The organism is Streptomyces sp. N35 (genome assembly GCF_016464295.1).
Classification (GTDB): Bacteria; Actinomycetota; Actinomycetes; order Streptomycetales; family Streptomycetaceae; genus Streptomyces.
The window spans coordinates 73,958-97,997 of the sequence record NZ_JAEIMH010000009.1 but is presented as its reverse complement, the minus strand read 5'-3'; the positions used below and the strand labels follow the sequence as shown (position 1 = coordinate 97,997).

At 71.7% G+C, this 24,040-nt stretch carries 19 protein-coding genes; 8 read left to right on the top strand and 11 right to left on the bottom strand.

Going from position 1 to position 24,040, the window contains the following annotated elements; genetic code table 11:
• Positions 1-7 precede the first annotated feature (7 nt).
• The 5 genes from JAO81_RS07610 to JAO81_RS07590 form a co-directional block, all read right to left on the bottom strand.
• Positions 8-2,350: a molybdopterin oxidoreductase family protein gene (locus JAO81_RS07610; RefSeq protein WP_199547004.1), complete on the bottom strand. Its 2,343-nt coding sequence runs from the start codon at positions 2,348-2,350 to the stop codon at positions 8-10.
• 129 nt (positions 2,351-2,479) lie between these two features.
• On the bottom strand, positions 2,480-3,109 hold the full coding sequence (locus JAO81_RS07605; protein ID WP_199547003.1) for a TetR/AcrR family transcriptional regulator: 630 nt from the start codon (positions 3,107-3,109) through the stop codon (positions 2,480-2,482).
• 67 nt (positions 3,110-3,176) lie between these two features.
• Positions 3,177-4,634 carry a hypothetical protein gene (locus tag JAO81_RS07600; protein ID WP_199547050.1) on the bottom strand — a complete coding sequence of 486 codons (1,458 nt, stop codon included), beginning with the start codon at positions 4,632-4,634 and terminating at the stop codon, positions 3,177-3,179.
• 213 nt (positions 4,635-4,847) lie between these two features.
• Complete coding sequence (locus JAO81_RS07595; protein ID WP_307813217.1) at positions 4,848-5,705, bottom strand: hypothetical protein; 858 nt, start codon at positions 5,703-5,705, stop codon at positions 4,848-4,850.
• A 227-nt stretch (positions 5,706-5,932) separates the two neighbouring features.
• A complete protein-coding gene (locus JAO81_RS07590) occupies positions 5,933-7,999 on the bottom strand; it encodes a right-handed parallel beta-helix repeat-containing protein (RefSeq protein WP_199547002.1) in 2,067 nt (688 codons plus the stop codon).
• Positions 8,000-8,179: 180 nt separating this feature from the next.
• On the opposite strand from JAO81_RS07590, the gene hmgA reads away from it, so the two are divergent.
• The 4 genes from hmgA to JAO81_RS07570 all read left to right on the top strand — a co-directional run bounded on the left by hmgA (position 8,180) and on the right by JAO81_RS07570 (position 12,121).
• A complete protein-coding gene (gene hmgA / locus JAO81_RS07585) occupies positions 8,180-9,499 on the top strand; it encodes a homogentisate 1,2-dioxygenase (RefSeq protein WP_199547001.1) in 1,320 nt (439 codons plus the stop codon).
• 56 nt (positions 9,500-9,555) lie between these two features.
• The gene (locus JAO81_RS07580; RefSeq protein WP_199547000.1) at positions 9,556-10,305 is read left to right on the top strand and encodes a GntR family transcriptional regulator; all 750 of its coding nucleotides are present in this window, start codon (positions 9,556-9,558) and stop codon (positions 10,303-10,305) included.
• Between the two features lie 34 nt (positions 10,306-10,339).
• Positions 10,340-11,539: a type ISP restriction/modification enzyme gene (locus JAO81_RS07575; protein ID WP_199546999.1), complete on the top strand. Its 1,200-nt coding sequence runs from the start codon at positions 10,340-10,342 to the stop codon at positions 11,537-11,539.
• A 72-nt stretch (positions 11,540-11,611) separates the two neighbouring features.
• On the top strand, positions 11,612-12,121 hold the full coding sequence (locus JAO81_RS07570) for a GNAT family N-acetyltransferase (RefSeq protein WP_199546998.1): 510 nt from the start codon (positions 11,612-11,614) through the stop codon (positions 12,119-12,121).
• Between the two features lie 6 nt (positions 12,122-12,127).
• On the opposite strand, the gene JAO81_RS07565 is transcribed toward JAO81_RS07570, so the two are convergent.
• Both JAO81_RS07565 and JAO81_RS07560 read right to left on the bottom strand, forming a co-directional pair.
• Positions 12,128-12,922, bottom strand: coding sequence for an ABC transporter permease (locus JAO81_RS07565; protein WP_199547048.1), 795 nt, complete (start codon positions 12,920-12,922; stop codon positions 12,128-12,130).
• Positions 12,923-13,105: 183 nt separating this feature from the next.
• Positions 13,106-14,842 carry an amidohydrolase gene (locus tag JAO81_RS07560; RefSeq protein WP_307813215.1) on the bottom strand — a complete coding sequence of 579 codons (1,737 nt, stop codon included), beginning with the start codon at positions 14,840-14,842 and terminating at the stop codon, positions 13,106-13,108.
• A gap of 126 nt (positions 14,843-14,968) precedes the next feature.
• Here JAO81_RS07560 and JAO81_RS07555 point away from each other — a divergent pair, with 126 nt between their 5' ends.
• Entirely contained in the window at positions 14,969-16,198 is a 1,230-nt protein-coding gene (locus tag JAO81_RS07555) for a CaiB/BaiF CoA-transferase family protein (RefSeq protein ID WP_199546997.1), read from the top strand.
• A gap of 148 nt (positions 16,199-16,346) precedes the next feature.
• Here JAO81_RS07555 and JAO81_RS07550 read toward each other — a convergent pair whose 3' ends face one another.
• The 3 genes from JAO81_RS07550 to JAO81_RS07540 form a co-directional block, all read right to left on the bottom strand.
• The gene (locus JAO81_RS07550; protein WP_199546996.1) at positions 16,347-16,616 is read right to left on the bottom strand and encodes a hypothetical protein; all 270 of its coding nucleotides are present in this window, start codon (positions 16,614-16,616) and stop codon (positions 16,347-16,349) included.
• A 115-nt stretch (positions 16,617-16,731) separates the two neighbouring features.
• Positions 16,732-17,463 carry an anti-sigma factor domain-containing protein gene (locus tag JAO81_RS07545; RefSeq protein ID WP_199546995.1) on the bottom strand — a complete coding sequence of 244 codons (732 nt, stop codon included), beginning with the start codon at positions 17,461-17,463 and terminating at the stop codon, positions 16,732-16,734.
• A complete protein-coding gene (locus JAO81_RS07540) occupies positions 17,460-18,035 on the bottom strand; it encodes a sigma-70 family RNA polymerase sigma factor (RefSeq protein ID WP_199546994.1) in 576 nt (191 codons plus the stop codon). The genes JAO81_RS07545 and JAO81_RS07540 overlap by 4 nt, the downstream gene beginning before the upstream one ends.
• Before the next feature lie 225 nt (positions 18,036-18,260).
• Between JAO81_RS07540 and JAO81_RS07535 the strand changes: the two genes are divergently transcribed.
• From JAO81_RS07535 to JAO81_RS07525, 3 genes are all read left to right on the top strand, one after another.
• Complete coding sequence (locus tag JAO81_RS07535) at positions 18,261-19,883, top strand: DUF4331 domain-containing protein (RefSeq protein WP_199546993.1); 1,623 nt, start codon at positions 18,261-18,263, stop codon at positions 19,881-19,883.
• The gene (locus JAO81_RS07530; RefSeq protein ID WP_199546992.1) at positions 19,870-21,183 is read left to right on the top strand and encodes a tetratricopeptide repeat protein; all 1,314 of its coding nucleotides are present in this window, start codon (positions 19,870-19,872) and stop codon (positions 21,181-21,183) included. The genes JAO81_RS07535 and JAO81_RS07530 overlap by 14 nt, the downstream gene beginning before the upstream one ends.
• Before the next feature lie 251 nt (positions 21,184-21,434).
• On the top strand, positions 21,435-23,147 hold the full coding sequence (locus JAO81_RS07525) for a serine/threonine-protein kinase (protein WP_199546991.1): 1,713 nt from the start codon (positions 21,435-21,437) through the stop codon (positions 23,145-23,147).
• On the opposite strand, the gene JAO81_RS07520 is transcribed toward JAO81_RS07525, so the two are convergent.
• Complete coding sequence (locus JAO81_RS07520; protein WP_199546990.1) at positions 23,131-23,937, bottom strand: SGNH/GDSL hydrolase family protein; 807 nt, start codon at positions 23,935-23,937, stop codon at positions 23,131-23,133. The genes JAO81_RS07525 and JAO81_RS07520 overlap by 17 nt on opposite strands.
• Positions 23,938-24,040 lie beyond the last annotated feature (103 nt).

The window sequence follows — 24,040 nt, the reverse complement described above, 5'->3', positions numbered from 1 at the left end:
GGGCGGCTCACGTCGTACTCACGGGCGCGACCTGGACGGGCACACCGTTCTGCACCGCCGTCCCGGAGAGCACGTCGAGCCGGGTGCCGTCGAGCAGCTGGTTGTAGTTGGCGCCCGGGCTGGCGTGCGCGACGGACATCCGGGTGCCGGGCCGGTCGTGGCCCCAGCCGTGCGGCAGGCTCACCACTCCGGTCCGTACGGTGTCGGTGATCTCCACCGGCACCTCGATCTCGCCGCCGTCGCCCTTCACACGCGCCTGCTCGCCGTCGGTGAGGCCGAGGCGGCGGGCGTCGTCGGGGTGCATCTGGAGGGTGCAGCGGTTGGAGCCGCCGGCGAGGGTGCGGACGTTGTGCATCCAGCTGTTGTTGGAACGCAGATGGCGGCGGCCGATGAGGACGAGGCCGTCGTGCGTACGGTCCATCGCCGCCGCGAGCCGCGGGAGGTGCTCGGCGATCGGCTCGGGCAGCAGCTCGACCTTGCCGCTGCGGGTCCTCAGGAGCTGCGGGATCCGCGGTTGCAGCGGGCCGAGGTCGATGCCGTGCGGATGGGCGAGCAGCCTGGCGAGCGTGAGGCCTTCGGGGTGGGCACCGAAGCCGTCGCCGTACGGGCCGAGGCGCAGCATCATGTCGAGCCGCTGCTCGACGGTGCTGTCGCCGGTGAGCTCCTCTGCGAGCTCCTTCGGGTCGCGTCCGTGGACCTGCTGGAGCGGGTCGGCCACGGCCTTGCCGAGGGTGCTCTCGATGACCATCCGGTCGACGGTTTCCGCGGGCATGCCGTGCATACCGGTCGCGGCCAGGATGAGGCGGGAGAGGATCTCGCTCTCCTGGAGCAGGCCCTCTTCCAGGGGTACGGCGGCGCGGGTGTAGCGCACCTGGTTGCGTACGGCGAGGGCATTGAACGCGAAGTCGAAGTGCGCGCTCTGCGCGGGCGGCGGCGGGGGCAGCACGACGTCCGCGTGGCGCGAGGTCTCGTTGAGATACGGATCGACGCTGACCATGAAGTCGAGGCTCTCGAGCGCCTGGTCGAGCCGGTTGCCGTCCGGTGCGGACAGGACCGGGTTGGCGGCGATGGTGAACACGGCCCTGATCCGGTCATCGCCCGGGGTGTCGATCTCCTCGGCGAGCGCGGCGGCCGGCAACTCGCCCTTGGCCTCCGGGTGTCCGGAGACCCTGCTCTTCCAGCGGCCGAGCGCGAAGCCCTTGCCGGGGGCTGCGGGCCGGGGCGCCTTGTCGGTGGCGGAGAGCGGGAAGAGCGCGCCGCCGGGGCGGTCGAGGTTGCCGGTCAGCACATTGAGCACATCGACGAGCCAGCTGGTGAGGGTGCCGAACTCGACGGTGCTGGCGCCGATCCGGCCGTAGACGGCGGCGGTCTGGGCTCCGGCGAGTTCACGGGCGACGGTACGGATCTCCTCGGCCGGGATGTCGCAGGCGTCCGCCACGGCCTCGGGAGTGAACTGACCGAGCGCCTCACGGACTTGATCCACCCCTGCCACATACGCCCCGAGGTCACCGAGCTCGACGATGCCCTCCTCGAACAAGGTGTACGCGAGGGCCCCGAGCAGCAGACCGTCGCTGCCCGGACGTACCGCTAGGTGCCGCGTGGCCATCCGGGCGGTGCGGGTGCGGCGCGGGTCGACGACGGTCAGGGTGCCGCCGCGCTTCTTGAGCTCCTTGAGCTTGCCGGGGAAGTCGGCGGCGGTGCACAGACTGCCGTTGGACTCCAGCGGGTTGGCCCCGATCAGCAGGAGATGGTCGGTGTGGTCGAGGTCGGGCACCGGGATCGCGAAAGGGTCACCGAAGAGCAGTCCGCTGGAGACGTGCTTGGGCATCTGGTCGAGGGTGCTGGCGCTGAACACCTTGCGGATCCTGAGCGGGGAGATCAGCAGACGCGGATACAGGCCGCCGGCCATGGTGTGCACATTGGGGTTGCCGAGCATGATGCCGAGCGCGTCCGGTCCATGGGCTTCGACGATCGGCCGCAGCCGCTCGGCGATCACGTCGAACGCCTCGTCCCAGCTTGCCTCTTGGAGCCGGCCGTCCTTGCGGACGAGCGGGGTGCGCAGCCGGTCGGGGTCGGCGTCGAGCTCGCCGAAGGAGGCTCCCTTGGGGCAGATGAACCCTTTGCTGAACACATCGTCCTGATCGCCGCGGGCGCCGGTGACACGGGTGCCCTCGATGGTGAGGGTCAGGCCGCAGGTGGCTTCGCAGAGCGGACAAATACGCAGAGCGGTACGGGTCTTGTCCGTGGCGGACTGTGCGGCGCGGGCGTCACTGATGGCGGACACGGGCCCTCCCGGGGCGGCGGTCGTCGTGCGCGGGTGCGCGGCGGGTCGCGCATACCCGGCGAGCATACCGACCGGTACGCACGGTGGGGAGGGGGTGCGCTGGATCCGGTTGTGCGGAGGGGTGGCCGAGGGGCTTCGGGTGGGTGGCTCGGGCGGTCGCGGGCGGTGGGGGGTGGCGGGCTTCGGGGCGGCGGCTCAGTCGAAGGTCGGCGCCAGGTAGCGGTGGAGGAGCTTGCGGGTTTCCGCGATCAGGTCCTCGTCCCCCGACGGCTCGGTACGGAAGGCGAGTTGGAGCAGGGCGTCGGCGGCCTCGACGGCGACGAGCAGCGCACGCCGTACGTCGTCGTCGAGCGGTTTGCCGAGGTGGCCTGCGAGGACCCCGCCGAGGCGGCCGGCGACCTGGTGATTGGCGTCCGCGCCGCCCGACGGGACGCCGAAGTCGACAAGGGCGAAGCCCGGGACGGTGCGCTTCATCGCCAGGTACTCGTCCAGTGCGGCATTCACGGCGGCCGGCCAGTCGGGCGCCGTGAGCGCGGCGAGCCGGGCCGCGGTGCGGTCGGCGTACAGGTCGAGGTTGCGCAGGGCGAGGGCGTCGGCCAGGGCCCGCTTGTTGCCGAAGAAGCGGTACACCGAGCCGATCGGCACCCCTGCGCGGTCCGCCACGGCGCGCGTCGTCAGCCCGTCGTAGCCGACCTCGTCGAGCAGCGCGGCGCACGCGTCGAGTATCCGGCCGAGCCGTTCGGCACTGCGCTCCTGCACGGGCACGCGGCGCAGGGCGCCGGCCGACTGATCCGTAAGCGAAGGCGTCGTGGTCACGGGGTCCATGATGCAGGTGCGGCCCTTCTCTGCCGGCGCTCGGTCCGGGTCCGTTGCCCGGCCGTCGGTCCGGAACTCAGGCTATGAGCAGTCCGAGACCACCCAAGGTGTACGCGATCATCAGGGCGAACAGGGGCAGTTGGCCCGCGATCGCCTTCTCGGGCGGCAGCAGCCGGACGGCGCGGTCGTGGGCGGCCACGACGCCCAGGACATGTCCCGCGATGATCGCGATGACCTGAAGCGCGGCGGTACCTCCCGGGCCCAGGAGCGGTTCGGGCGGGACGGGATTGTCAGTGCCGGATGCCACGATAACTGTGCGTGGTCCTTCCGTCACGAAGAGGGTGAAGTAGTGGGCGATGAGGTAGCCGAGGGCGATCGGGATCAGTGAGTGGGCGAAGGCGGCCCGGGGGTGCGGCGGTGGGAGTGGGGCTGGGGTGACGGGGGTTCTTCGGGTGGTGTCGGCGAGGGCTTTGGGGGCGGTGGGGGCAGGAGCTTTCGGGGTGGTGGGGGCGGTGGCTCTTGGGGCGGGCTCGGTAGTGGTCCCCGCGGCGGCCGGGCGGCGGGCGAAGGCGCGGGTGGCGCCCGCGCACAGGGAGTAGAGGACGGCGACCAGGGCGACGGCGCCGAGCAGTCCGAGCGTGGCGGTGGTGGTGCGGCCGAGGGAGGAGGTCTGGAGGGTGGTGATCCAGGACGGGGAGTCCGAGTAGCCGTCGTAGGCGGTGGAGCCGAGCATGACGCACACGGTGGCGACGAGCCCCGGGACGGGCGGGGTCGCGTCGAGGCCGTGGAAGGGGTTGCGGAGTGCGAGGCGTCCGTCGCGGCGGCGGCCGATGAGGGAGAGCCGGGCGAACAGGGTCGAGTACGCCTCGAAGGCGTCGCCCTGGGTGAACCAGCGCGCACCGAAGTACGCCGCGGCGGCGAGGTGGACGGCCGCGTAGGTCAGGAGGAAGACGAGCAGGGCGGTACGGGAGGCCGGGTCCGGGGAGGCGAGTTCGAGCCAGGTGTACGCGAAGAGGCCGGCCGCGGCGGGCCACATGCCGAGCCACGGCGGGAGCGGGCGGCCTGCCGCCGGGTCGCGCCGCAGGGCGCGGCAGCCTGCGGCGTGCAGGGTGCGCAGCGGATTCAGGAGGCGCCAGACGGGGCCGAAGAGAAGGGATGCGGGGACGAGTCCGACCCAGAACAGGACGTGGACGGCGCCGGGTGCCGGATTGCGTTCGGGGTCGTCAGGGCCGAAGAGGAGATGGGCGAGGACGAACAGGGCTGACGCGAGGCCGATCGCGCGCAGGACGCGGCGGGTCGTCCGCGCGTCGGCCAGGCGCTGCACCGGGCGGGGCAGCGCGAGTCCGGAGCGGTCGCCGCGGAAACGGGAGGTGGACCAGAGGAGACCCAGCGCGAGGAAGGAGACCAACAGGGCGGCGAAGGCACCGGCGTAGGCATAGAAGGGGGAGATGGGCAGGTCGTGCTGGGAGCCGATGCCATGGGCGAGCTGGGTGAGGGCGGAGGGTCCCGGGGCGGGGGTGTCCGTCGGGGCGATGGCGTGCAGGGCCGGCGCCCCGGCCTCAGGGGCGGACAGCGCGTGCAGGTCGCGCACGCCCGGCAGGTCGGGCGCGGCGAGCAGGTCGCGCACGGTGGGCAGGTCGGGCGCGATGGGCAGGTCGCGCACCGTCGGCACGTCCCGCACCGTAGGCAGGTCCCGCACGGAGCGCAGCGTGTTCAGGGTGCTCACGGTGTTCAGGGTCAACGCCTTTCACCGCACCACGAGTTGCGTGAGGACGAGGCCCGAGCCGTGGGTCTCGACCTCGAAGAGGCCGGTGCGGTCCAGCGTGAGCGTCAGCGTGCCCGCGCGGCCCGCCGGCAGGTCGGCCTCCTTGTCGTAGCCGTGGACATGGAGGGTGTCGGCGCGGTCGCTCGTCACCGAGAGGCGGATGCGCTGGCCCTTCTTCAACTCGACGCGTCCGGGCGGGGGTTCGACGTTCTTGCCGTCGACGGTGATCGTGACGGTGCGGTCGACGCTGCCCTCGTCCGGCGCGTCCGTGCCGCTCTTGTCCGGTGCGTCCGTGCCGCCCTTGTCGTCCGGTCCGGCCGAGGAGTCGTCGCCCGAGCCGCCCCCGTCATGGCCGTGCCCGCTCCCCCGTCCCGCCTGCGACAGCTCCACCGTCGACTCGACCGGCTTTCCGTCGACGGCCCAGACGGTGTGGTCGTCCGCGTACAGGCGGGCGGTGAGCGTGTGGGCGCCCTTGGGGACGGCGGATGCGGGCAGGTGGTACCACTCGCCGTACACCCGGGCGATCTTGCGGTCGCCCAGATACAGATGGGCGTGGCCACGGCCCGGCAGTGCTCCCCCGCCCACGCTGTCGGGCGTGAACCGGAAGGCGTGGACGGAGAGTCGGACGTTCCAGCCGTCCACGGAGTCCGGGCGGACCGCCAGCTCCACGGATGGCGCGTCCGCGGCGTCCACCTGCCGGTAGCGGTGCCCCGACTCGTCCTCGCGGTCGAGCAGCCGGCCGGTCGAACCGCTCGCCTCCTCGTGGCTGGTGCCGGGCTTGTGGTGCGTGGTGGGGCGGTCGCTGCAGCCTGTCGCGACACCGACGAGCAGCAGCGCCACGGCGACCGCCCCCGCACTTCGGCGGACTATCCGCGCCCCGGCACCGCTGACCCCGGGACCCCCGACCCCGGCACCCCTGACGCCGGCACCGCTCACGCCCACATCCCTCGCCCCGGCACCCCTGACGCCGGCACCACTCACGCCCACATCCCTCGCCCCAGCACCCCCGACACCGAGCGCCCTCACGCCGGCATCCCCGACACCGACCCCCCCCACACCAACACCCCTCACGCCGGCACCTCCGCCACAGCCCCCGCCGGCGGCGCCTCCTCCTGGTCCGCCCCCGCGGCGGCAGGGGCCTCCCCCGTACGCGAAGCCGCCACGACCACGGCCCAGATCACCCACACCACACCGAGCAGCCCCCGGATCCAGGCCGGGCCCAGCGGGATCCACGGCAGCATCACCACCGCCTTGTCGAAGGCATCGAGCAGCGTGAGCACGCCGAGGGCCACCGTCACCCAGCCGAACCACGGCCGCTCCCCGCGCAGCACCACACCGGCTCCGACCCACCAGGCACCGGTCAACAGCAGTGCCACGGCGGGCAGATACCCGGCCTGCAGGCCCTTCGTGGCACCGGCCACGTCCAGCGCGAGCCCGACAAGACCCGCCGCGCAGGCCACCGTCGCCCACCGATGGGTGCGCAGCCTGCGCCACCACAGCACGCCCCCGACCAAGGTCAGGACGGCCGCGATCCCCAACGCGACCTGGACCTCGATCCGTTCGATCCCCGTCGCCCCGTACCAGTCGCAGCCCGCGGGAAGCCGCGCGGCCCGCGCGTCGTAGTCGGCGCACACCAGCAGGGCCGCCAGCTTGGTCGGTTCGCCCGCGAGCCGGTCCGCACCGCCGGACACATCCCCGCGCGAGGACCCGCACTCCGGCAGCGCCCGAGGCGTGGACGCGCCCGCCGAGCCCTGCCAGCAGTTGCCCTCGCCCTGCCCGTCCCACCACACGTCGGTGGCGTTGGGCCGGGCCTTGCCCTGCTTGTCCACCCCGAGCCTGTTGCCCGCGTACCGGTTGTGGTGTGAGGTGTCCGCCTGCTTCGACCAGGCCGACTCGCCTCGGATGAACGCGGGCACGGCGCTCAGGAAGAAGGCGGCACGGTCATGCCCGTACACCCAGTTGTTCTCGTAAAGGTTCCAGTTGCCGCCGGCGGTGATGATGCCGGTGCCGGGCGGCATCGAGATCTGCGGGCAGACCACCCCGTCCTCGTAGCCGCGGTCCACGGGAGCCTTCGCGCAGGTGCCGTCGGCGATGTACTTGTAGTAGTCGGCGTTGTTGTCGTGGATGTCGTTGCGCTCGAACCGGGCGTGGTTCTGCGGCAGTCCGGGGTGGCCGGGGAAGGCGGAGTCCATGGACGCGCCGCCCATGTTGTGGTCGAACTCGTTGTCGTGCACGTAGACCGAGTCGCCCGCGGTGCCGCTGTAGCCGACCATGTTGTGGTGGCTGCGGCAGCCGGTGATCTCGATGGAGTAGCGCGGGACGTCGTAGCCGCGCTCATTGTTGATGTCGGAGGCGCTGCCCGGGTAGATGCCGGAGTCGCCGTTCCCGTACGACTCGCAGTTCTTGTAGAGCCCGTGGTCGCTGGCGAAGGTGAGGAAGCCGTACTCGTCGTTCCAGCGGGTCAGTACGTCGTCGATGACGAAGCCGTCGCCGGCCAGGACGTAGAGGGAGTTGAAGGTGGTGCGCTGGGCGGTGAAGTTCCTGAAGTAGATGCCGTCGCTTTCGTCCGCCCGGATCGCGTTCAGCTTCCCGTACTTGGCGTCGATCACCACGTCGAGCCGTGAGGCGCCCGTGCCCTCGATCTGCAGGTCCTTCTTGCCCATGATCGCGACGAGGTTCTGGTTGTGCGGGCACTGCTTCTGCTGCGCGAACGACAGGATCTGGTAGCCCAGCGCGGAGTCCTTGGCCTTGAGTCCGGTGCACGCGCCCGTGGGCTTCGGCTGCGAGGGCTCCTCCTCGTACAGGCCGGGCAGGATCGCGATGTTCATGCCGGGCTCGTCGACGGCGTCCACCGCCTCCTGCAGATGCCGGAAGCCGCTCTTGCGGCACTTCTCGAAGAGGTCGAGGTTCTCCTTGCGCAGCTCGGCGGGGAACCCGGATATCCGGCGCTCGAAGTCCGCCCTGTCCTCCTTGCAGACCAGCAGGTCCGGCGGCCCGTCGCGATACGTGGGCACGCTGCCCGAACCGTCCGGGAACGTCACCGGCCGCTCCTCGTGCGCCTGGGCGACGGGGGCTATGACAAGCGCTGCGCAGAGCGCTACAAGGACGGCAAGGAGCCTTCGGGTCCATGGCATGCGCGTGAGAGTAGAGGATTGTTCACCTTTTCGGAGCCCCTCGTGCCGTAACTTTCTGCGCTCGAGTGCTCGGCTACCGGGGTTTCCAGAAGCTCCTCTTCGTCGCTCCTGGCGTTGACGCACCCCCTCGGGAATCCTACGGTGGACCATAGGATTCCTTCAGGCACCGGGAGCGCCACCATGAACGGCATCGAGCAGGCGAGGAAGACCGCCCAGGAGCTCACGTATCTCACCGGCTTCGGCAATGAGCACAGCTCCGAGGCGGTGCCGGGTGCGCTGCCCGTCGGCCGCAACTCACCGCAGCGCGCACCGCTCGGTCTGTACGCGGAGCAGCTCAGCGGCAGCGCGTTCACCGAGCCGAGGGCGCACAGCCGCCGCTCGTGGCTGTACCGCATCCACCCTTCGGCCGCGCACCCCGCCTTCACGCGCACCGACAACGGCGCGATCCGCACCGCGCCCTTCACCGACACGACGCCCGACCCGAACCGGCTGCGCTGGAACCCGCTGCCCGACCCGGCACCCGGCACCGACTTCGTCGCCGGCCTGTGGACCCTCGGCGGCAACGGTGATGCCACCCAGCGCACGGGTATGGCGGTGCACCTCTACCACGCCAACTCCGCCATGCGGCGGCGGGTGTTCAGCAGCGCCGACGGCGAGCTCCTGATCGTGCCCGAGCAGGGCGGCCTCCTGATCCGTACCGAATTCGGGCTGCTGCACGCCGAGCCCGGCCATGTGGCGCTGATCCCCCGCGGGGTCCGCTTCCGCGTGGAACCGCTCGCCGACGCCGTCCGCGGCTACGTCTGCGAGAACTACGGCGCCCCGTTCCAGCTGCCCGACCTCGGCCCGATCGGCGCCAACGGTCTCGCCAACGCCCGTGACTTCCAGGCACCGACGGCCGCGTACGAGGATGTCGAAGGCCCCGTCGAGGTGATCAACAAGTACTGCGGCAACCTCTGGACGGCCACCTACGACCACTCGCCGCTCGATGTCGTCGCCTGGCACGGCAACCACGTCCCGTACGTCTACGACCTGCGCCGCTTCAACGTCATCGGCACGATCTCCTACGATCACCCCGACCCGTCGATCTTCACGGTGCTCACCTCGCCCACCGACACCCCGGGACTCGCGGGCGTCGACTTCGTGGTCTTCGCGCCGCGCTGGCTGGTGGGCGAGGACACGTTCCGGCCGCCGTACTTCCACCGCAATGTGATGAGCGAGTACATGGGCCTGATCGAGGGCGCGTACGACGCGAAGGCCGAGGGCTTCGTGCCGGGCGGCGGTTCGCTGCACAACATGATGTCCGCGCACGGGCCCGACCGGGAGACCTTCGAGAAGGCCTCGGCGGCGGAGCTGAAGCCGCAGAAGATCGACGACGGGCTTGCGTTCATGTTCGAGACGCGCTGGCCGGTGACGCTCACCGGGCAGGCGCAAGGCGCCGACCATCTGCAGACGTCCTACGACGATGTGTGGCAGGGTCTCGAACGGCACTTCAGGCCGTAAGAGCCCTACGTCTCCTTGTCGGCATTGACGCAGCCGCGACCGGATCGGAGTAGCCAGTGACCGCTTTCGCCCCGGACTCGATCGTCCTGAACCGCAAGCTGCCGCTCTGGTATCAGGTCTCGCAGTCCCTGCGGGCCTCGATACTGGGCCGCTCCCCGGAGGCGCCGCTGCGCCTGCCGACCGAGGAGCAGCTCGCGCTGCACTACGGCGTGAGCGTGCTGACGATGCGGCAGGCGCTCAAGGAGCTCGAGGACGAGGGCCTGATCAGCCGGCACCGGCGGCGCGGCACGTTCATCGAGCCGAGCGCCACGCGCAGTGCGCCGGTGCGGCTGCTCGGCTCGGTGGACGCGATCGTGGCGCAGCAGTCGGGGATGACCACCCGGCTGCTCGACCACGGCAAGGCGCCCGTGGACCGCGAACTCGCCGAGTTCTTCCCGGACTTCACCGAGGTCGCCACGTATCACCGGCTGCGCAGCGACGAGTCCACGGGCGAACCGACCAATCACGCGCGCAACTTCGTCCGCCCCGAGCTTGCCGAGCGGATCGATCCGGACGACCTGCTGCGCTGGCCGATGACCAAGGTGCTGCGCGACGGCGTGGGCGTCCGGATCAGCCGGATCACCGACACGGTCGAGGCCCGCCTCGCCGACCCGGAGACGGCCCGTCTCCTCGAAGTCCCGCTGCTCAGCCCGATCCTGCACTACACGGGGGTCACCTTCGACGAGGAGGGCTGCGCGTTGGACGTGGCGCGGATCCTGTACCGCGGCGACCGTTTCTCGTTCACCGTGACCTTGGACGCCCACTAGGACGCCGGGCCCCGGCGGATCGCCCCTGAGTACGATGCTGACCGTGACGCAAGAAGAAGCGCCGCTGCTCAAGGACCTCATGCCCTGGTCCGTCGCGCCCCTGCGCATCGGCCGCGGCTGGCCGCTGGCGCCCGACGCGTCGTCCCTGAAAGCGCGCTGGGAGGCGTTCGTACGGGCCGAAGGCGCCGCGCGCGAGGCGCTGTTCAAGCCGAGCCGGTCGCGCACGTTGCGCACCACCGTCGCCCAGCTCCCCGGCCACCCCGCGGGCACCGGACCGCTCGCCACCGCGTCCGGCCCCTGTCCTGAGCCCGTGCAGGTGCTGCACGGGCCGTTCGACGAACAGTGGCTGATCGCCGACCACCGGCTCATCGACGTGGCGCGGCCCGAAGTGTGGCGCGTGGCCGGCCCGGAGCAGCTGTTCCTCGTCGAGCAGGGGTACGTCCCCGACAGCAGCGGTCCCGCACTGCTCGCAACTGCCCTGATACCGGACGGCCGTTCACCGGCCGGACGCCCGGGCCGCATCCTGCCCCTCTACCGACGGCCCGGCGGCAACGAGCCCAACCTCGCCCCCGGACTCGGCGCGTTCCTGGAGCGGCAGTACGGCCGCGACATCCTCCCCGAGCACCTGCTGACCTGGGCCCTGGCCACCGGCCGCAGCGGCTCCGACGGCGTCCGGATCCCGCTGCCCGCAGACCCGGACATCTGGGCCCATGGCGTCGAGCTCGGCCACCGCATCCTCTGGCTCCACCTGCGCACCGGCGAGCGCCCCAAGCTGCCGGGCGGCCGCCGCCCCTACGTCCGCGCCGCACTCCCGCCCCGTCCCGCCGAGCTGCTCTACGACCGCGACGAGGAGGCCCTGCACATCGGGGACGGCCGGATCTCCCCCGTACCGGCTCAGGCCTGGGATTTCCACGTCAGCGGTGTCCGGGTGCTCGAGCTGTGGTTCGCGCGCCGCACGCGGACCGCCGAGCCCGGGGAGCTCGAGGCGATCGGGCCGCGCGCGTGGCCGCAGGAACGCACCTCGGAGCTGCTCGAACTGATCACGGTCCTCGCCCTGCTCGCCGAACTGCGCTCCCGGCAGGACGAGTTGGCGGCGGCCACCGAGGCGGCCCCGCTCGGTGCGAGGGCCCTGCGCAAGGCCGGAGTACTGCCCGTCCCCGAGACGTCCCGCCGCCCGGCCTCCGTACTCGACCACCACGAGGAGGGCCCGGGCGGTCAGTTCGCCCTGCTCTGAGCGGCGCCGGGCCCCTGGGAGAGGGGCGGACCCGCGGGGCAGGGGGCCGGACCCGTGGGGCACAGTGGGCGCATGACGACGTACGAGGCGATGCCGTACCACCTGGAGACCGAACGGCTGCTCCTGCGGCCTTGGCACGAGTCGGACGCCGACGAGCTCCGGGCGCTCGTCGCGGAGCGCGGCACGGGGAAGACGCTCACGGTGGAGTCCGTCCGCAGCGACATCGTGGACATGCTGACCGCGACGCGGACCACGGGGATCGCCCTGCTGCCCATCCAGCGGCGCGAGGAGGGCGACTTCATCGGCTACTGCGGACTGATCATCGGCCGCTCCACTCTCGAAGAGCCGGAAATCGCCTACGAGTTGTTCCAGCGCGTGCACGGCAACGGCTACGCCACCGAGGCGGCCCGCGCGGTGCTCGACGCCGCCGTCGCGACCGGCCGGAAGCGGCTCTGGTCGACGGTCGCCACCTGGAACACACCCTCGCTGCGCGTCCTGGAGAAGCTCGACTTCGAGCGCGACCGCGTGGTCACGGAGGAGAAGGCCGGCGAACTGGTCTGGCTCACCCGCTCGTTGGCGTAGTCCGGCCTAGACTCCGTCCGATCCGCCGGACAGGCCTTCGCGGGTGTCGTCGTCCCGGTGCAGCTTCGCCCGCGCCACCAGGTCGAGCACCACCGCCACCGCCACCGCCTGTACGGCGAGCAGCGCGACCAGGACGAACAGCTGCACCGCCCCCGCCTGGACCGGTGACGCACCACCGAGCAGCATCCCGACGAACGCGCCGGGCAGGGTGACCAGGCCGACGGTGCGGGTCTGGTCGAGCCCGGGCAGCAGGGCGTCGGGGGCGGCGGGGCGGGCGTTCGCGAGGCGGGCGGCGGCGTGGGGCATGCCCAGGGCCATGGCGGCCTCCACCTCGCCGCGGGGGGTGTGGAGTTCGTCCAGGGCACGGCGGCCGCCGAGCACCGTGGCGGTGAGCGCGCCGCCGATGAGGATGCCCGTGATGGGGATCAGGGCGATGCCCTTGAGCGGGACGAGTCCGGTCAGCAGCAGGGCCACGACGACCGGCACGACACCGGCCGCGATCGGGGCGGCCGCCCACCACCACGTGGAGTTGTCGGTGATACGGCGCCCCGCCGTGCGTACCGCCACCGAGAACATCAGCACAACGAAGGCGAGCAGCAGCGGCACCGACCGCACCACCCAGCCGATGAGCAGCGAGACGGCCGCCAGTTGAACGGTCGCCCGCACCCCGGCGACGGCGATCTCCCGTGCCCGGATCCGGCTGTCGTCCGGCGAGAGCCGCGCGTACGCGGCGACCGCGACGGCCACCATGAGCAGGACGGCGAGTACGACGCCGAGCGTGGCGTTCACGGGCAGCAGCACGGAGGCGGCGGACTCGGACACGTGGGCCACCCTAGGCCGCCGAGGGCTGGGACGACCGGGGCGGGGACGATCAGTGCCGGCACGATCGGGGCGGGGACGACCAGGGCCGGCACGACCGGGGCGGGGACGACCAGGGCCGGCACGACCAGGGCGGGGCGCATCGCACGCCCCGCCCCCGACGCGCTACTTCTGCGGCGCCGGCTCAGGGCCGAGCGACGCGAACTTCTCCTGCGAGACCACCCGCTTCGGCGGCCAGGTGATGTTCGACGGCGGCCACTTCTGGCCGGTGCGCTTGAGGAACCAGGACGGCGGCTCGTACATCGGCGGCTCATAGCCGTCCGGCAGCGCCGTCTTCCACTTGACGCCCTCGGTGCGCTCGGCGAACTCGTCCTTGACCGCCTTGAGGCGTTCCGGCTGCGTGACCAGATCGACCGCGGTGGCCGCCAGGTACTTGGCCGCGGCGACGACCGCCGCCTGTCCGGGCGCCGCGGCCGCGCAGGACGCCGTGGACCAGGTGTGCATCTTGGTGCCGATCGGGGCGAGGGCGGCGCCCATCGACACGGTCGGCACGTTCCAGCTGATATCGGCGACATCGGTGGACCCGCCGCCCATGAACACCGGGTTGGGCGGGGTCAGTTCGGCGATCTCGGCGTGCATGCCCTTCGCGGGCAGTCCGAGCGACTCCTGCAGCTCCTTGGCCAGCTTGTGCGCGTCCGCGCCGAACTCCGGCGGGCCGATCTGCCGCATGTTCTCGTGCAGCAGTTCCGCGAACGCCTTGTTGGGGAGCTGGTTCCAGCAGGCCGAGGTGATCTTGTGCTGGACCTTGGTCTGTGAGGCCTTCGCGGCCGCCTCGGCCACCGCGATCACCTTGTCGAGCAGCACCTGGACCCGCGCGGGGCTGCCTTCGCGTACGTAGTAGGAGATCTCGGCGATCTCCGGGGTGACATTGGGGATGTCACCACCGTTGTTGATCACCCAGTGCAGCCGGCCACTGGGCGCGAGGTTCTCCTCGCGCAGGAACTCGGACATCGTTGCCATCATCACGGCCGCGTCGAGCGCGGACTTGTTGCCGAGCGGGGTGCCGCCATGGCCCGCGACACCGAGGAAGGTGAAGGTGACCGCGGTCATCGCGGTGGTCGTGCCCCAGCCGGTGGCGTTGGCGGTCGAGGGGTGCCAGTCGAGGAAGGCGTCGAGGCCCTCGTACACCCCCTTGCTGACCGCGTACGTCTTGCCGATCAGCGTCTCCTCGGCGGTCGAGCCGAAGAACTTCACCGTGACCGGCACCTTCTGCTCCCGCGCGGCCCGGGCGACCGCGGCCGCGGCGGCCGCTGCGGCCGTGCCGAGCGCGCTGTGCCCACAGCCGTGGCCGGGCCCGTAAGTGGGCGCGAACGGGTCGTGGATGTACTCCAGGGGGTCATGGTGGCCGACACCCTTCTTCTGCGACAGTCCGGGCAGCGCGTCGTACTCGCCGCTGAAGCCGAGCACCGGACCGCCCTTGCCCTGCCGGAAGGTCGCGGTGAACGCCGTGGGGAAACCCGCGGTGCCGAACTCGACCTCGAATCCGGCGCGTTCGAGGAACTCGGCCTGCGCGAGCGAGGACTTCCATTCACGCAGGGACAGCTCCGCGTTCTCCCAGATCTCGGAGTTGAGTCCGGTGACACGGGAGGCGTTGGCGTCGATCCAGTCGAGCGCCGCCTGCTTCGCGGGGCTGTCCTCGGCCAGGCCGTCGGGTGCCGTGTACGCGGCGGCTTCGGCCGGGCCGCTGTCGGCCGCGGCCATCGCCGGGTCCGCCTCGGCGGTCATCGCGGCGGCCGTCACGCCCGCGGCGCCGAGCAGCTGCATGATCCTTCTGCGGCTGAGGACGGGCTGGCCGGTTCCGGCCAGGGTCTCGTGCTCATGCTGGTCGTGCAGGTCACACACGCGTACCTCCGGGGGACGAGGATGGGTGTAACAGGCAAGTGATCAGCTAGGACCATGGACCCGAAAGGTTGCCTCGTCAACATCCTTGGATGACAAAGGTGTTACGCGGGGTTCAGGATCGGCCTCATGTTCTCCGCATCCCCGCCCTTGAACGCGCCTGGACCCGAGGCCGCACCCCTCCCCCTGGACGGCATCACGGTCGTCGCCGTCGAACAGGCCGTCGCCGCCCCCTTCGCCACCCGTCAGCTCGCCGACCTGGGCGCCCGCGTGATCAAGGTCGAGCGGCCCGACGGCGGCGATTTCGCCCGCGGTTACGACACCGCCGCGCACGGTCTCGCCTCGCATTTCGTGTGGGCCAACCGCGGCAAGGAGTCCCTCGCGGTGAACCTCAAGGACCCGCGCGGCCTCGCCGTCGTACGCCGACTCGTGGCCGGGGCCGATGTGTTCGTGCAGAACCTCGCCCAGGGCGCGGCGGCCCGGCTCGGCCTCGACGCGGCGGCGCTCTGCGCCGGGCACCCCCGCCTGATCGCGGTGGACATCTCGGGATACGGCGCCGGCGGCCCGTACGCGGACAAGCGCGCGTACGACATGCTCGTCCAGTGCGAGGCCGGTCTCGTCTCGGTCACCGGCACCCCGGAGCAGCCCGTCAAGTCGGGGATTCCGGCGGCCGATATCGCGGCCGGCATGTACGCGTTCTCGGGTGTGCTCGCCGCCTTGGTGCGGCGGGGCACCACGGGGCGTGGGGGTCCGGTGGAGATCTCGATGCTGGAGGCGCTCGCGGAGTGGATGGGGCATCCGCTGCATCACACGATGCACGGCGGCACGCCCCCGGCGCGCACGGGCCTCGCACACGCCGTCATCGCTCCGTACGACGCCTATCCGACGGCGGACGGCGCCCGCGTGCTGCTCTCGGTGCAGAACGACCGGGAGTGGCGGCGCCTCGCCGAACAGGTCCTGCGCCAGCCGGAGCTGGGCACCGATCCGGCGTACGCGACGAATGCGGAGCGGACCGCGCGCCGCGGCGCTACGGACGCGCTCGTGGGCGAGGCGCTGGGGAAGCTGACGGCGGACGAGGCGATCGCGCGGCTCGATGCGGCGGGAATCGCCTGCGCGCGGCTGCGGGACGTCGCCGAGGTGGCGGAGCACCCGCAGCCCGCGGCACGTGACCGCTGGCGGGAGGTGGGGTCACCGGTGGGGCCGTTGCGGACCCTGCTGCCGCCCATCACCCTGCCGGGGTCACAGGCCGCGCTGGGTGACGTGCCCGCGCTCGGGGAGCACACCGAGGCGCTGCTGCGTGCCGTGGGGAAGTCGGACGCCGAGATCGCAGCGCTGCGCCGGGAGGGTGTGATCGCCTGAGCGCGGGCCGGTGCACGGACCGGGGCCCGTGCCGAGTGCACGGACCTCAGGTCCGCGCCGAAAGGTGGACTACTGCCCGCGCGGACGCGGGCAGTGGGCATCCCCGCTCCAAGAGCCCGGGGACGGATCGCGCCGGACGCCCGCCGGCTCAGTGGCCGCCGAAGAGCGAGCGGGTCAGCCTGCGCAGCGGCGCGAACAGCGAGACACGGCGCACCCTGGCACCCCGGCTCGATCGCTCGCGCGGCACCTCACGCGAGGTGAGCTCACGCATCAGCGACGTCGCCTCGGCCACCTCACGCTGCGGGACGGCGGGACCGCCCAGCACGGCGAGATGGCGGTCGAGGCGCGAGCTGGTCGCGCTGCTCCCACACGTGATGGCAGGGACTCGCGCCCTGCTGCGCACTGTTATCTGTTCCATGTCACTCCCCACCCATACGAGGGCACCCGGCCCGGGCAGGTTAACCCTATCGCCCCCTCATGACACTCGTGTATCCCGGTCGCATGATTCACCTGCACGATAAGGAGGTTGACGATTACTCCCCGAATACGTCTGATTCCAGGGCGAGTTGCACGAGCGTCCTGCCGGTCGGCACAGAGGATCCGCCGTCGGGTTCGGTGGTGACCGCGAGTGCGGTGGCACGGCCTTGGAAGTCCCTTGCGACCAGGGGTTCGTCGCCGTCGAGCAGCCCCAGTGACCGGGGGTTTCCCGCTCCCGTCAGCCACAGTTGGTGATCTTTGCCACGTGGTGGTGCGCCGAGTCCGCTGACGGTCACCACCGCCCGGCCGAGCTCCGGTGAGGACACGACCGCGACCGCGCTGCCGTCCGGAAATCGTTCACCCGTCGTACGGGCATCCGGCGCCGCAAGTACCTGTGCGATCGCACGCGCCTGCGCCTGTTCGCGGTCGAGGCGCTCCTGTGTGCGAGTGAGCTGGACTCCCAGCAGAGCGGCGGCGATCAGGGCGAGCGTCGCGGCCGCGGCGGCGACGGGTGCCGGGCGCAGGGTGAACCGCGGTGCGGGCCGCTGCGGCGAAGGTTCCTGTTCCATGGTGCGTACGGCGGTCAGGACCCGGTCCCGCATTCCTTCCGGAGCCGTGCCCGAGGCGGCCCGGGCGAGCCGGAGCGTGTCCGTCCGCAGGGCGCGCACCTGCTCCCGGCAGGCGGCGCAGCGGGCCAGATGACGCTCGAACCGGCGCAGTTCGCGGCCGTCCAGCGCGTCCAGGGCGTAGGGGCCGGCCAGCGAACGCGGCCCGGCGAACAGGTTCATGCGACGTCTCCGCCCAGGCACTCCCGCAGCCGCGTCAGCCCGTCCCGCATACGGGTCTTCACCGTGCCCAGCGGCACGGACAGACGGTGGGCGACCTCGCGGTACGTATAGCCGTCGTAGTAGGCGAGCGTCACGGACTGGCGCTGCAGTGCGGTCAGCCGGTCGAGGCAGCGGCGTACCCACTCGCGTTCGAGACCGGCCTCGACCTCTTCGGCGACGTGGTCGAACGCGGGCGTCTGCGCACGGCGGGCCACCCGCTCCTCGCGGTCGCTCGCTGCCCGTGCGGCACGCACCCGGTCGACGGCGCGGCGATGGGCGAGGGTGAGGATCCAGGCGAGTGCGCTGCCCCGCTCGGGATCGAACCGCCCGGCGCTGCGCCACAGTTCGAGCAGCACCTCCTGAGCCACCTCCTCGGACTGGGCCGGGTCGCGCAGCACCCGCCGCACGAGGCCGTAGACCTGGCCCGACACCAGGCCGTACAGGTCCTCGAAAGCTGCCTGGTCGCCCTGCGCCACCTTCGGCAGCAACGCGTCCGCCCCCATGCGGTCCCTGCCTCGCGTGCTCGTCGCCATGTGCTCCCCCAGGCCTCGTCCGGCGTCGTCCCGTCCCGCTGATTCGTCACCGGGCGGGGAGCGGATGGCTTTCCCGCGCAGGGACTTCCACCTCCTCCCTCGGGCGCCGCCCGGTTTTGTCACGGATGTGTCCCGGGCCAATCCGCCGCGCCCCGGGCCCCGAATGGCCTCCGACGGAACGCCCCGCACCGCTCGGCACGGGGCCCGACCAAGAGGACGGACGCGATGACAGCACTCACCGGGAGCGTGCCGGGGCCCAGGTCCCTGGCCGCTCTGCTCTGTGGTGCGTTGGCGGCCGGGGGACTCGCGGCCGCCGGTGTGAGCCTGCTCGAACCGGGGCAGGCCCGGGCCTCCAGCCACCGTGAGGCGCCGCTGATCTCGGGGCAGCCCGAGTACGACAACACGGACGTGTACGCGTTCGTGAGCCCCGACAGGCCGGACACCACCACGCTCGTGGCGAACTGGGTGCCGTTCGAGGAGCCCGCGGGCGGCCCGAACTTCTACCCGTTCCCCGAGGACGGCCGCTACGACATCCACATAGACAGCGACGGCGACGCACAGGGCGATCTGCTGTACCGCTGGACCTTCAACACCAAGATCAGGAACGGCGACACCTTCCTGTACAACACGGGCCCGGTGACCTCGCTCGACGATCCCGACCTGAACGTGAACCAGACGTACGACATCGACGTACTGAAGCTGGACAAGCAGAAGATCGTGTCGACGACGAAGATCGCGGACGATCTGCCGATCGCGCCGTCGAACGTCGGCAAGGCGTCGATGCCGAACTACAAGAAGCTGCGCGACCAGGCGACCCGGCAGCTCGGCGACGGATCGACCTCGTACGTGGGCCAGGCGGACGACCCGTTCTTCCTGGACCTGAGGGTCTTCGACCTCCTGTACGGCGGTGATCTCTCGGAGGTCGGCCGGGACACGCTCAAGGGCTACAACGTCAACACGGTCGCCCTGCAGGTGCCGACCGCGAAGCTCGTGCGGTCCAAGAAGCAGCCGGTGGTCTCGGTGTGGTCGACGACCAGCCGAAAGAACGCGAGCGGCAAGTGGACCCAGGTGTCCCGGCTCGGGATGCCGCTGGTCAACGAGGTCGTCGTGCCGATGAAGGACAAGGACAAGTTCAACGCGTCCTCGCCCTGGAACGACGCGGACTTCCTGCCATACGTCACCAAGCCCGAACTGCCCGGGCTGATCGAGTCGATCTACAAGATCAAGGCTCCGGCCGAGCCCCGCAACGACCTGGTGTCGGTGTTCCTGACCGGCGTCAAGGGCCTCAACATGCCGCCGAACGTGCGGCCCGCCGAAGCCCTGCGCCTCAACACCTCGATCCCGCCGTCCGCCGATCCCAAGCGGCTCGGGGTGCTCGACGGCGACAACGCGGGCTACCCCAACGGGCGTCGGCTCGCCGACGACGTGGTGGACATCTCGCTGCAGGTCGTCGAGGGCGAACTGGTCGGCCAGAAGAACGATCTGGGCGACGCGGTCGACGCCAACGACATGAAGTTCGGCGACTCCTTCCCGTACGTGGCGCTGCCCACCTCGGGCTCGCGCGGAGACACGGCCGACAAGAGCGCCGGCTCCTCGCCGCGCACCGCCCTAAACGGCGGGACGACACCGGCCGGTTCGGCCGGCGGCGACGACTCTGCGGTGCTCATCGCCTCGGCCGCCGCGGCTGGTGCGGGTGTGCTGCTCGTCGGGCTCGGGCTCGCCTGGTGGCGGATGCGCCGCGGGGTGATCTGCCCCCTCCTCGACCGGCGTGGCCCGCTCGTGCTCCCCCCGAGCGGGCCACGCCCACCACTGTCTTTCCTGAAGGGACGGGGCCATGGCTCCCAGTAAGTTCGGCAAGTCGGTGGGCGCGGTGGTCGTGCTCGCCTGCGCCCTCACGGTCGGCTCGCTGACCGTCGACTCCTCACCGTCCCCCGCGCCCGCGCGGACAGCGGTGGCGGATCCGGCACGGCTCGGCGGGGACGACCTCGACCGGTCCGTGACCGCGCTCAAGGCCCAACTGGCCACGCAGCCCAAGGACTTCGCCGGCTGGGCCGCGCTCGGCACGGGCTACGTGGAACAGGCCCGCGTCAAGGGCGACCCGACCCGCTACCCGCTCGCCCAACAGGCCCTGGCCCGCTCCCTCGAACTGCGGCCCGGCTATGACGTGGCCCTCGCCGGCCAGGCGGCTCTCGCGGCCGCACGCCATGACTTCACGGGCGCCCTGCGTCTCGTACGGGAGACGCTGGCCGCCAATCCGTACAACGAGCGGGCGCTGGCCCTGCACATCGACGCACTCGTCGAACTCGGGCGCTACCCGGCGGCCTGGAAGGCGGCGCGGGAGGCGGACTCCCGCAAGCCCGGCATCCCGGTCTTCACGCGGTACGCGTACGTCCTCGAACTGCGCGGCGAGACCGGGCGGGCACGCGAAGTCCTCACCCGCGCGCTCGCCTCGGCGACCTCACCGGCGGACCGCGCGTACGTGGCGACGGAGCTCGGCCAACTCGCCCGCCACCAGGGCGACTACCGCACCGCCCTGCGCCACTACGCCACCGCGCTCACGGCCGCCCCCGGCCATCCGCCGGCCCTGGAGGGGCGGGCACGGGCGAAGGCGGCACTCGGCCAGCTCGACGCCGCGGTACGGGATCTGCGCGAGCTCGTACGGAAGACCCCGCTGACCGGGGCGGTGGAACTGCTCGGGGAGCTGTACGAGGTGACCGGGCGCAAGGAGGCGGCGCGCGAACAGTACGCGCTGGCCGCGGAGCAGGTCGCGCAGGAGCGTGTGCGCGGGGTGAACATGGACCTCGAAACGGCGCACATGGCCGCCGCCCGCGGCGACGGGAAGGCGGCCGTGTCCGCGGCGCTCGCCGAGTGGCAGCGCCGCCGCACCGTGCACACCGCGGACGCTCTCGCGTGGGCGCTGCACGCCGACGGCCGCTCGGACGAGGCGCTTGCCCACGCCCGCAGGGCCACGGCCACGGGACTGCCCGACGCGGAGCTGCGCTACCACCGCGGGGTCATCGAGGCCGCGCTCGGCAAGGATGCCGAGGCCCGGCGCTCCCTGACGGCGGCCCTGGACCTGGATCCGGGGTTCTCGCCGGTCGGCGCGCGGCACGCGCGTGCGGTGCTCGACCGGCTCGGCGGCGCGTGAACCGGCGCGGGCGGCGGCTGCGCTCCGGGGCGCGGTCGCCCTCGCGTTCGCCCACGCGGTCGCCCCCCGCGTTCGCCGCGGAACCGGCGCTCCGGGGCGCGGCGTCTCACTGCCGTCGCACACCGTGCGGCCTTCATGAGTGTCTGCCGGTCTTCGCCCTCGTGTGTGGATTGATGCTCAAGGGGGCGGCAACTGCGCTTGGTTGAGCTAGTTTGGGGTGGATTGGCTCGGCTGCGGATGGGGGGTCACCCATGAGTGATGTGCCGGGCGCTACAGCAGGCGGCGCAGGGGAACAGCCGCTGATCGCCGGCCGCTACCGGCTGCTCGGCCGGCTCGGCGAAGGCGGCATGGGCACGGTGTGGCGGGCGCGCGACGAGGTGCTGCACCGCGAGGTGGCCGTCAAGGAGGTCCGCGCACCCGCCGGACTGCCCACGCGGGACGTCGAGCGGATGTACGCGCGGCTCGAGCGCGAGGCCTGGGCCGCGGCCCGGATCTCGCACCGCGGGGTCGTCACCGTCTATGACGTGGCGATGCAGGACCACCGCCCCTGGATCGTGATGGAGCTGGTCCGGGGGCTCTCGCTCTCCGACGTCCTGGACGCCGAGGGCCCGATGCCGCCGCAGCGCGCCGCGCACATCGGCGCCGACATCCTCGGCGCGCTGCGTGCCGCGCACGAGGCGGGAGTACTGCACCGCGATGTGAAGCCCGGCAATGTGCTGCTCTCCAACGACGGCCGGGTGGTCCTCACCGACTTCGGTATCGCGATGGTCGAGGGCAGTTCCGCGCTCACCATTACCGGCGAAGTGATCGGCTCGCCCGAATTCCTCGCGCCCGAACGGGCGTTGGGCCGCACACCGGGCCCCGAGTCGGACCTCTGGTCCCTGGGCGTGCTCCTGTACGCGGCCGTGGAGGGCCACTCGCCGTTCCGTCAGGACACCCCGCTGTCGACGCTGCGTGCCGTGGTCGACGAGGAGCTGCCGCCGCCTCGGCGGGCCGGAGCCCTGGCCCCGGTCATCCAGGGACTGCTCCGCAAGGATCCGGCCGAACGGCTCTCCGCGGCCGACGCGGAACGGGATCTGCGGATCGTCGGCGCCGGCGGCCGGCCCACCACGGGCTCCCAGATCCCGTACATGCCGACGGTCGCGGCGCCCAGTCCCCCGCCGCCGTTGCGCGAGCCGACCACTCCGTACGCCTCCGTCCCGCTGGCCTCCTCCGCCGCCACGACGAGCGCCGGCATGACCACGGCCCCGTCCGGCGGCCGTCCGCGCCGCGCGGCCCTCGTACTGGTGGCCGGGATCGCCGCGCTGCTGCTCGCGCTCGGCGGACTCGCGTACACCCTGCTGAACCGGGACAACGGCGGGGGTTCGAGCGGGGGTTCGCAGGGCGGCACCTCACAGGGAAGCGACGGAGGCTCCACCGACAGTGCGGGCAGCGGCGGCCCCGGCACCGAAGAGCCGTCGAGCGACGACACCGGCGGGGGCGACGGGGGCGACAACGGGGGCGACAACGGCAGCGGCGGTGGCGGCGACAAGACGACCACCCCGCCCCCCGACCACTCCGTGACCGTGACCCTGGAGCGCACCAACGACGACTACACCGGCACCTGTCCGCCGGCCGACGCCGACTATCCGCACTTCACCGCGACGTTCACCGTGGGCAGCGTGCCCGTGACCGTCCAATACCGGTGGGTGGCCGAGCCCGGCGGCACCACGGACGCCGGCTGGAAGAGCCTCGAGTTCTCCGACACCAAGACACAGGAGATCAACCACGTCGAGGTGGCCCACCCCTCCGAGGGCGCTTACGAGGGGACGCTCAAGGTCGAAGTCCGTAAGCCCGTGACCGCGCAGTCGGACACGGTCTCGTACACGATCACGTGCGAGGACGTGCCCCCGACCGACAGCGGCGGCGGGGGCACGTACACACCCAACGCTGAGCAGCGGTCGGGCCTTACGCGACGGCCCTGAACGTGGGGAGATAGCCGCCCGACTGCCCGGAGGCCGTCGGGTGGTAGGACTCGCCGATGTTGGTCCACTTCACGCTGTGCAGCCAGGGACTGCCGGAGCAGATCTCATGGCCGGTGAAGGCGGGCACCACGGATGCCCAGGTGAAGCCGTGGTCGGCGGCGCGCTTTGCGGTGGCGGCGTTCAGATGGTCGGCGGCGGAGTTGATGGCGGCCCGCTCGTTCTCCGTGAGACCGGCGAGGCAGGAGCCGCCCAGCTTGTAGAAGCGGGGATAGCCGAGCACCACGACGTGGGCCGCGGACGCCCGGGAGCGGATGGCGTTGTAGGTGCTGTCGAGCCGGCCCGGCAGGGTCGTGTCGACGTACGCCTTGGCCTGGTTGATGCGGTTGATGCAGGAGCTCTCCGACTGCAGGACGCAGGTGGTCATCACATCGGCGAAGCCCGCGTCGTTGCCGCCGATCGAGATCGAGACGAGGGTGGTCGTCGAACTCAGGTGGCCGAGTTGCGAGTTGAGGACATTGTCCGTGGTGGCGCCCGAACATGCGTCGAAGTGGAAGGAAGCCGGGGCGTTCTCGTTCGCCCACAGCCGCGGATAGGCGCGCGTGCTGCGCTTGCAGTTGCCGCTCGCGCTGTCGTAACTGCCGGCCCCGACACCCGAGGAGTAGGAGTCGCCGAGGGCCACGTAGTGCTCCGCCGCCGCCTGTGCACCGGCCGCGGGACCCGCACCGGTGAGGGCGAGCCCGAGAGCGAGGAGGAGTGACGTGACATAGGCCGTGATACGGGCTGGTCTCATGGAACCTCCCTTAGCAGGATCTCTGCCACAACTGTCGTACCAGCCCTCATTTGTCACGGGGAGTGTGCATGCCATGAATTTTCCGCGCAGAGAGGTTCACACA

Bases quoted from the DNA above. Each gene is read 5' to 3' on its own strand.
- JAO81_RS07590 (WP_199547002.1), bottom strand. From the start codon at position 7,999: ATGCCATGGACCCGAAGGCTCCTTGCCGTCCTTGTAGCGCTCTGCGCA.
- JAO81_RS07540 (WP_199546994.1), bottom strand. From the start codon at position 18,035: ATGGCGACGAGCACGCGAGGCAGGGACCGCATGGGGGCGGACGCGTTG.
- JAO81_RS07570 (WP_199546998.1), top strand. From the start codon at position 11,612: ATGACGACGTACGAGGCGATGCCGTACCACCTGGAGACCGAACGGCTG.
- JAO81_RS07550 (WP_199546996.1), bottom strand. From the start codon at position 16,616: ATGGAACAGATAACAGTGCGCAGCAGGGCGCGAGTCCCTGCCATCACG.
- JAO81_RS07555 (WP_199546997.1), top strand. From the start codon at position 14,969: ATGTTCTCCGCATCCCCGCCCTTGAACGCGCCTGGACCCGAGGCCGCA.
- JAO81_RS07535 (WP_199546993.1), top strand. From the start codon at position 18,261: ATGACAGCACTCACCGGGAGCGTGCCGGGGCCCAGGTCCCTGGCCGCT.
- JAO81_RS07525 (WP_199546991.1), top strand. From the start codon at position 21,435: ATGAGTGATGTGCCGGGCGCTACAGCAGGCGGCGCAGGGGAACAGCCG.
- JAO81_RS07520 (WP_199546990.1), bottom strand. From the start codon at position 23,937: ATGAGACCAGCCCGTATCACGGCCTATGTCACGTCACTCCTCCTCGCT.
- JAO81_RS07575 (WP_199546999.1), top strand. From the start codon at position 10,340: ATGCTGACCGTGACGCAAGAAGAAGCGCCGCTGCTCAAGGACCTCATG.
- JAO81_RS07545 (WP_199546995.1), bottom strand. From the start codon at position 17,463: ATGAACCTGTTCGCCGGGCCGCGTTCGCTGGCCGGCCCCTACGCCCTG.
- JAO81_RS07605 (WP_199547003.1), bottom strand. From the start codon at position 3,109: ATGGACCCCGTGACCACGACGCCTTCGCTTACGGATCAGTCGGCCGGC.
- hmgA (WP_199547001.1), top strand. From the start codon at position 8,180: ATGAACGGCATCGAGCAGGCGAGGAAGACCGCCCAGGAGCTCACGTAT.
- JAO81_RS07610 (WP_199547004.1), bottom strand. From the start codon at position 2,350: ATGCTCGCCGGGTATGCGCGACCCGCCGCGCACCCGCGCACGACGACC.
- JAO81_RS07530 (WP_199546992.1), top strand. From the start codon at position 19,870: ATGGCTCCCAGTAAGTTCGGCAAGTCGGTGGGCGCGGTGGTCGTGCTC.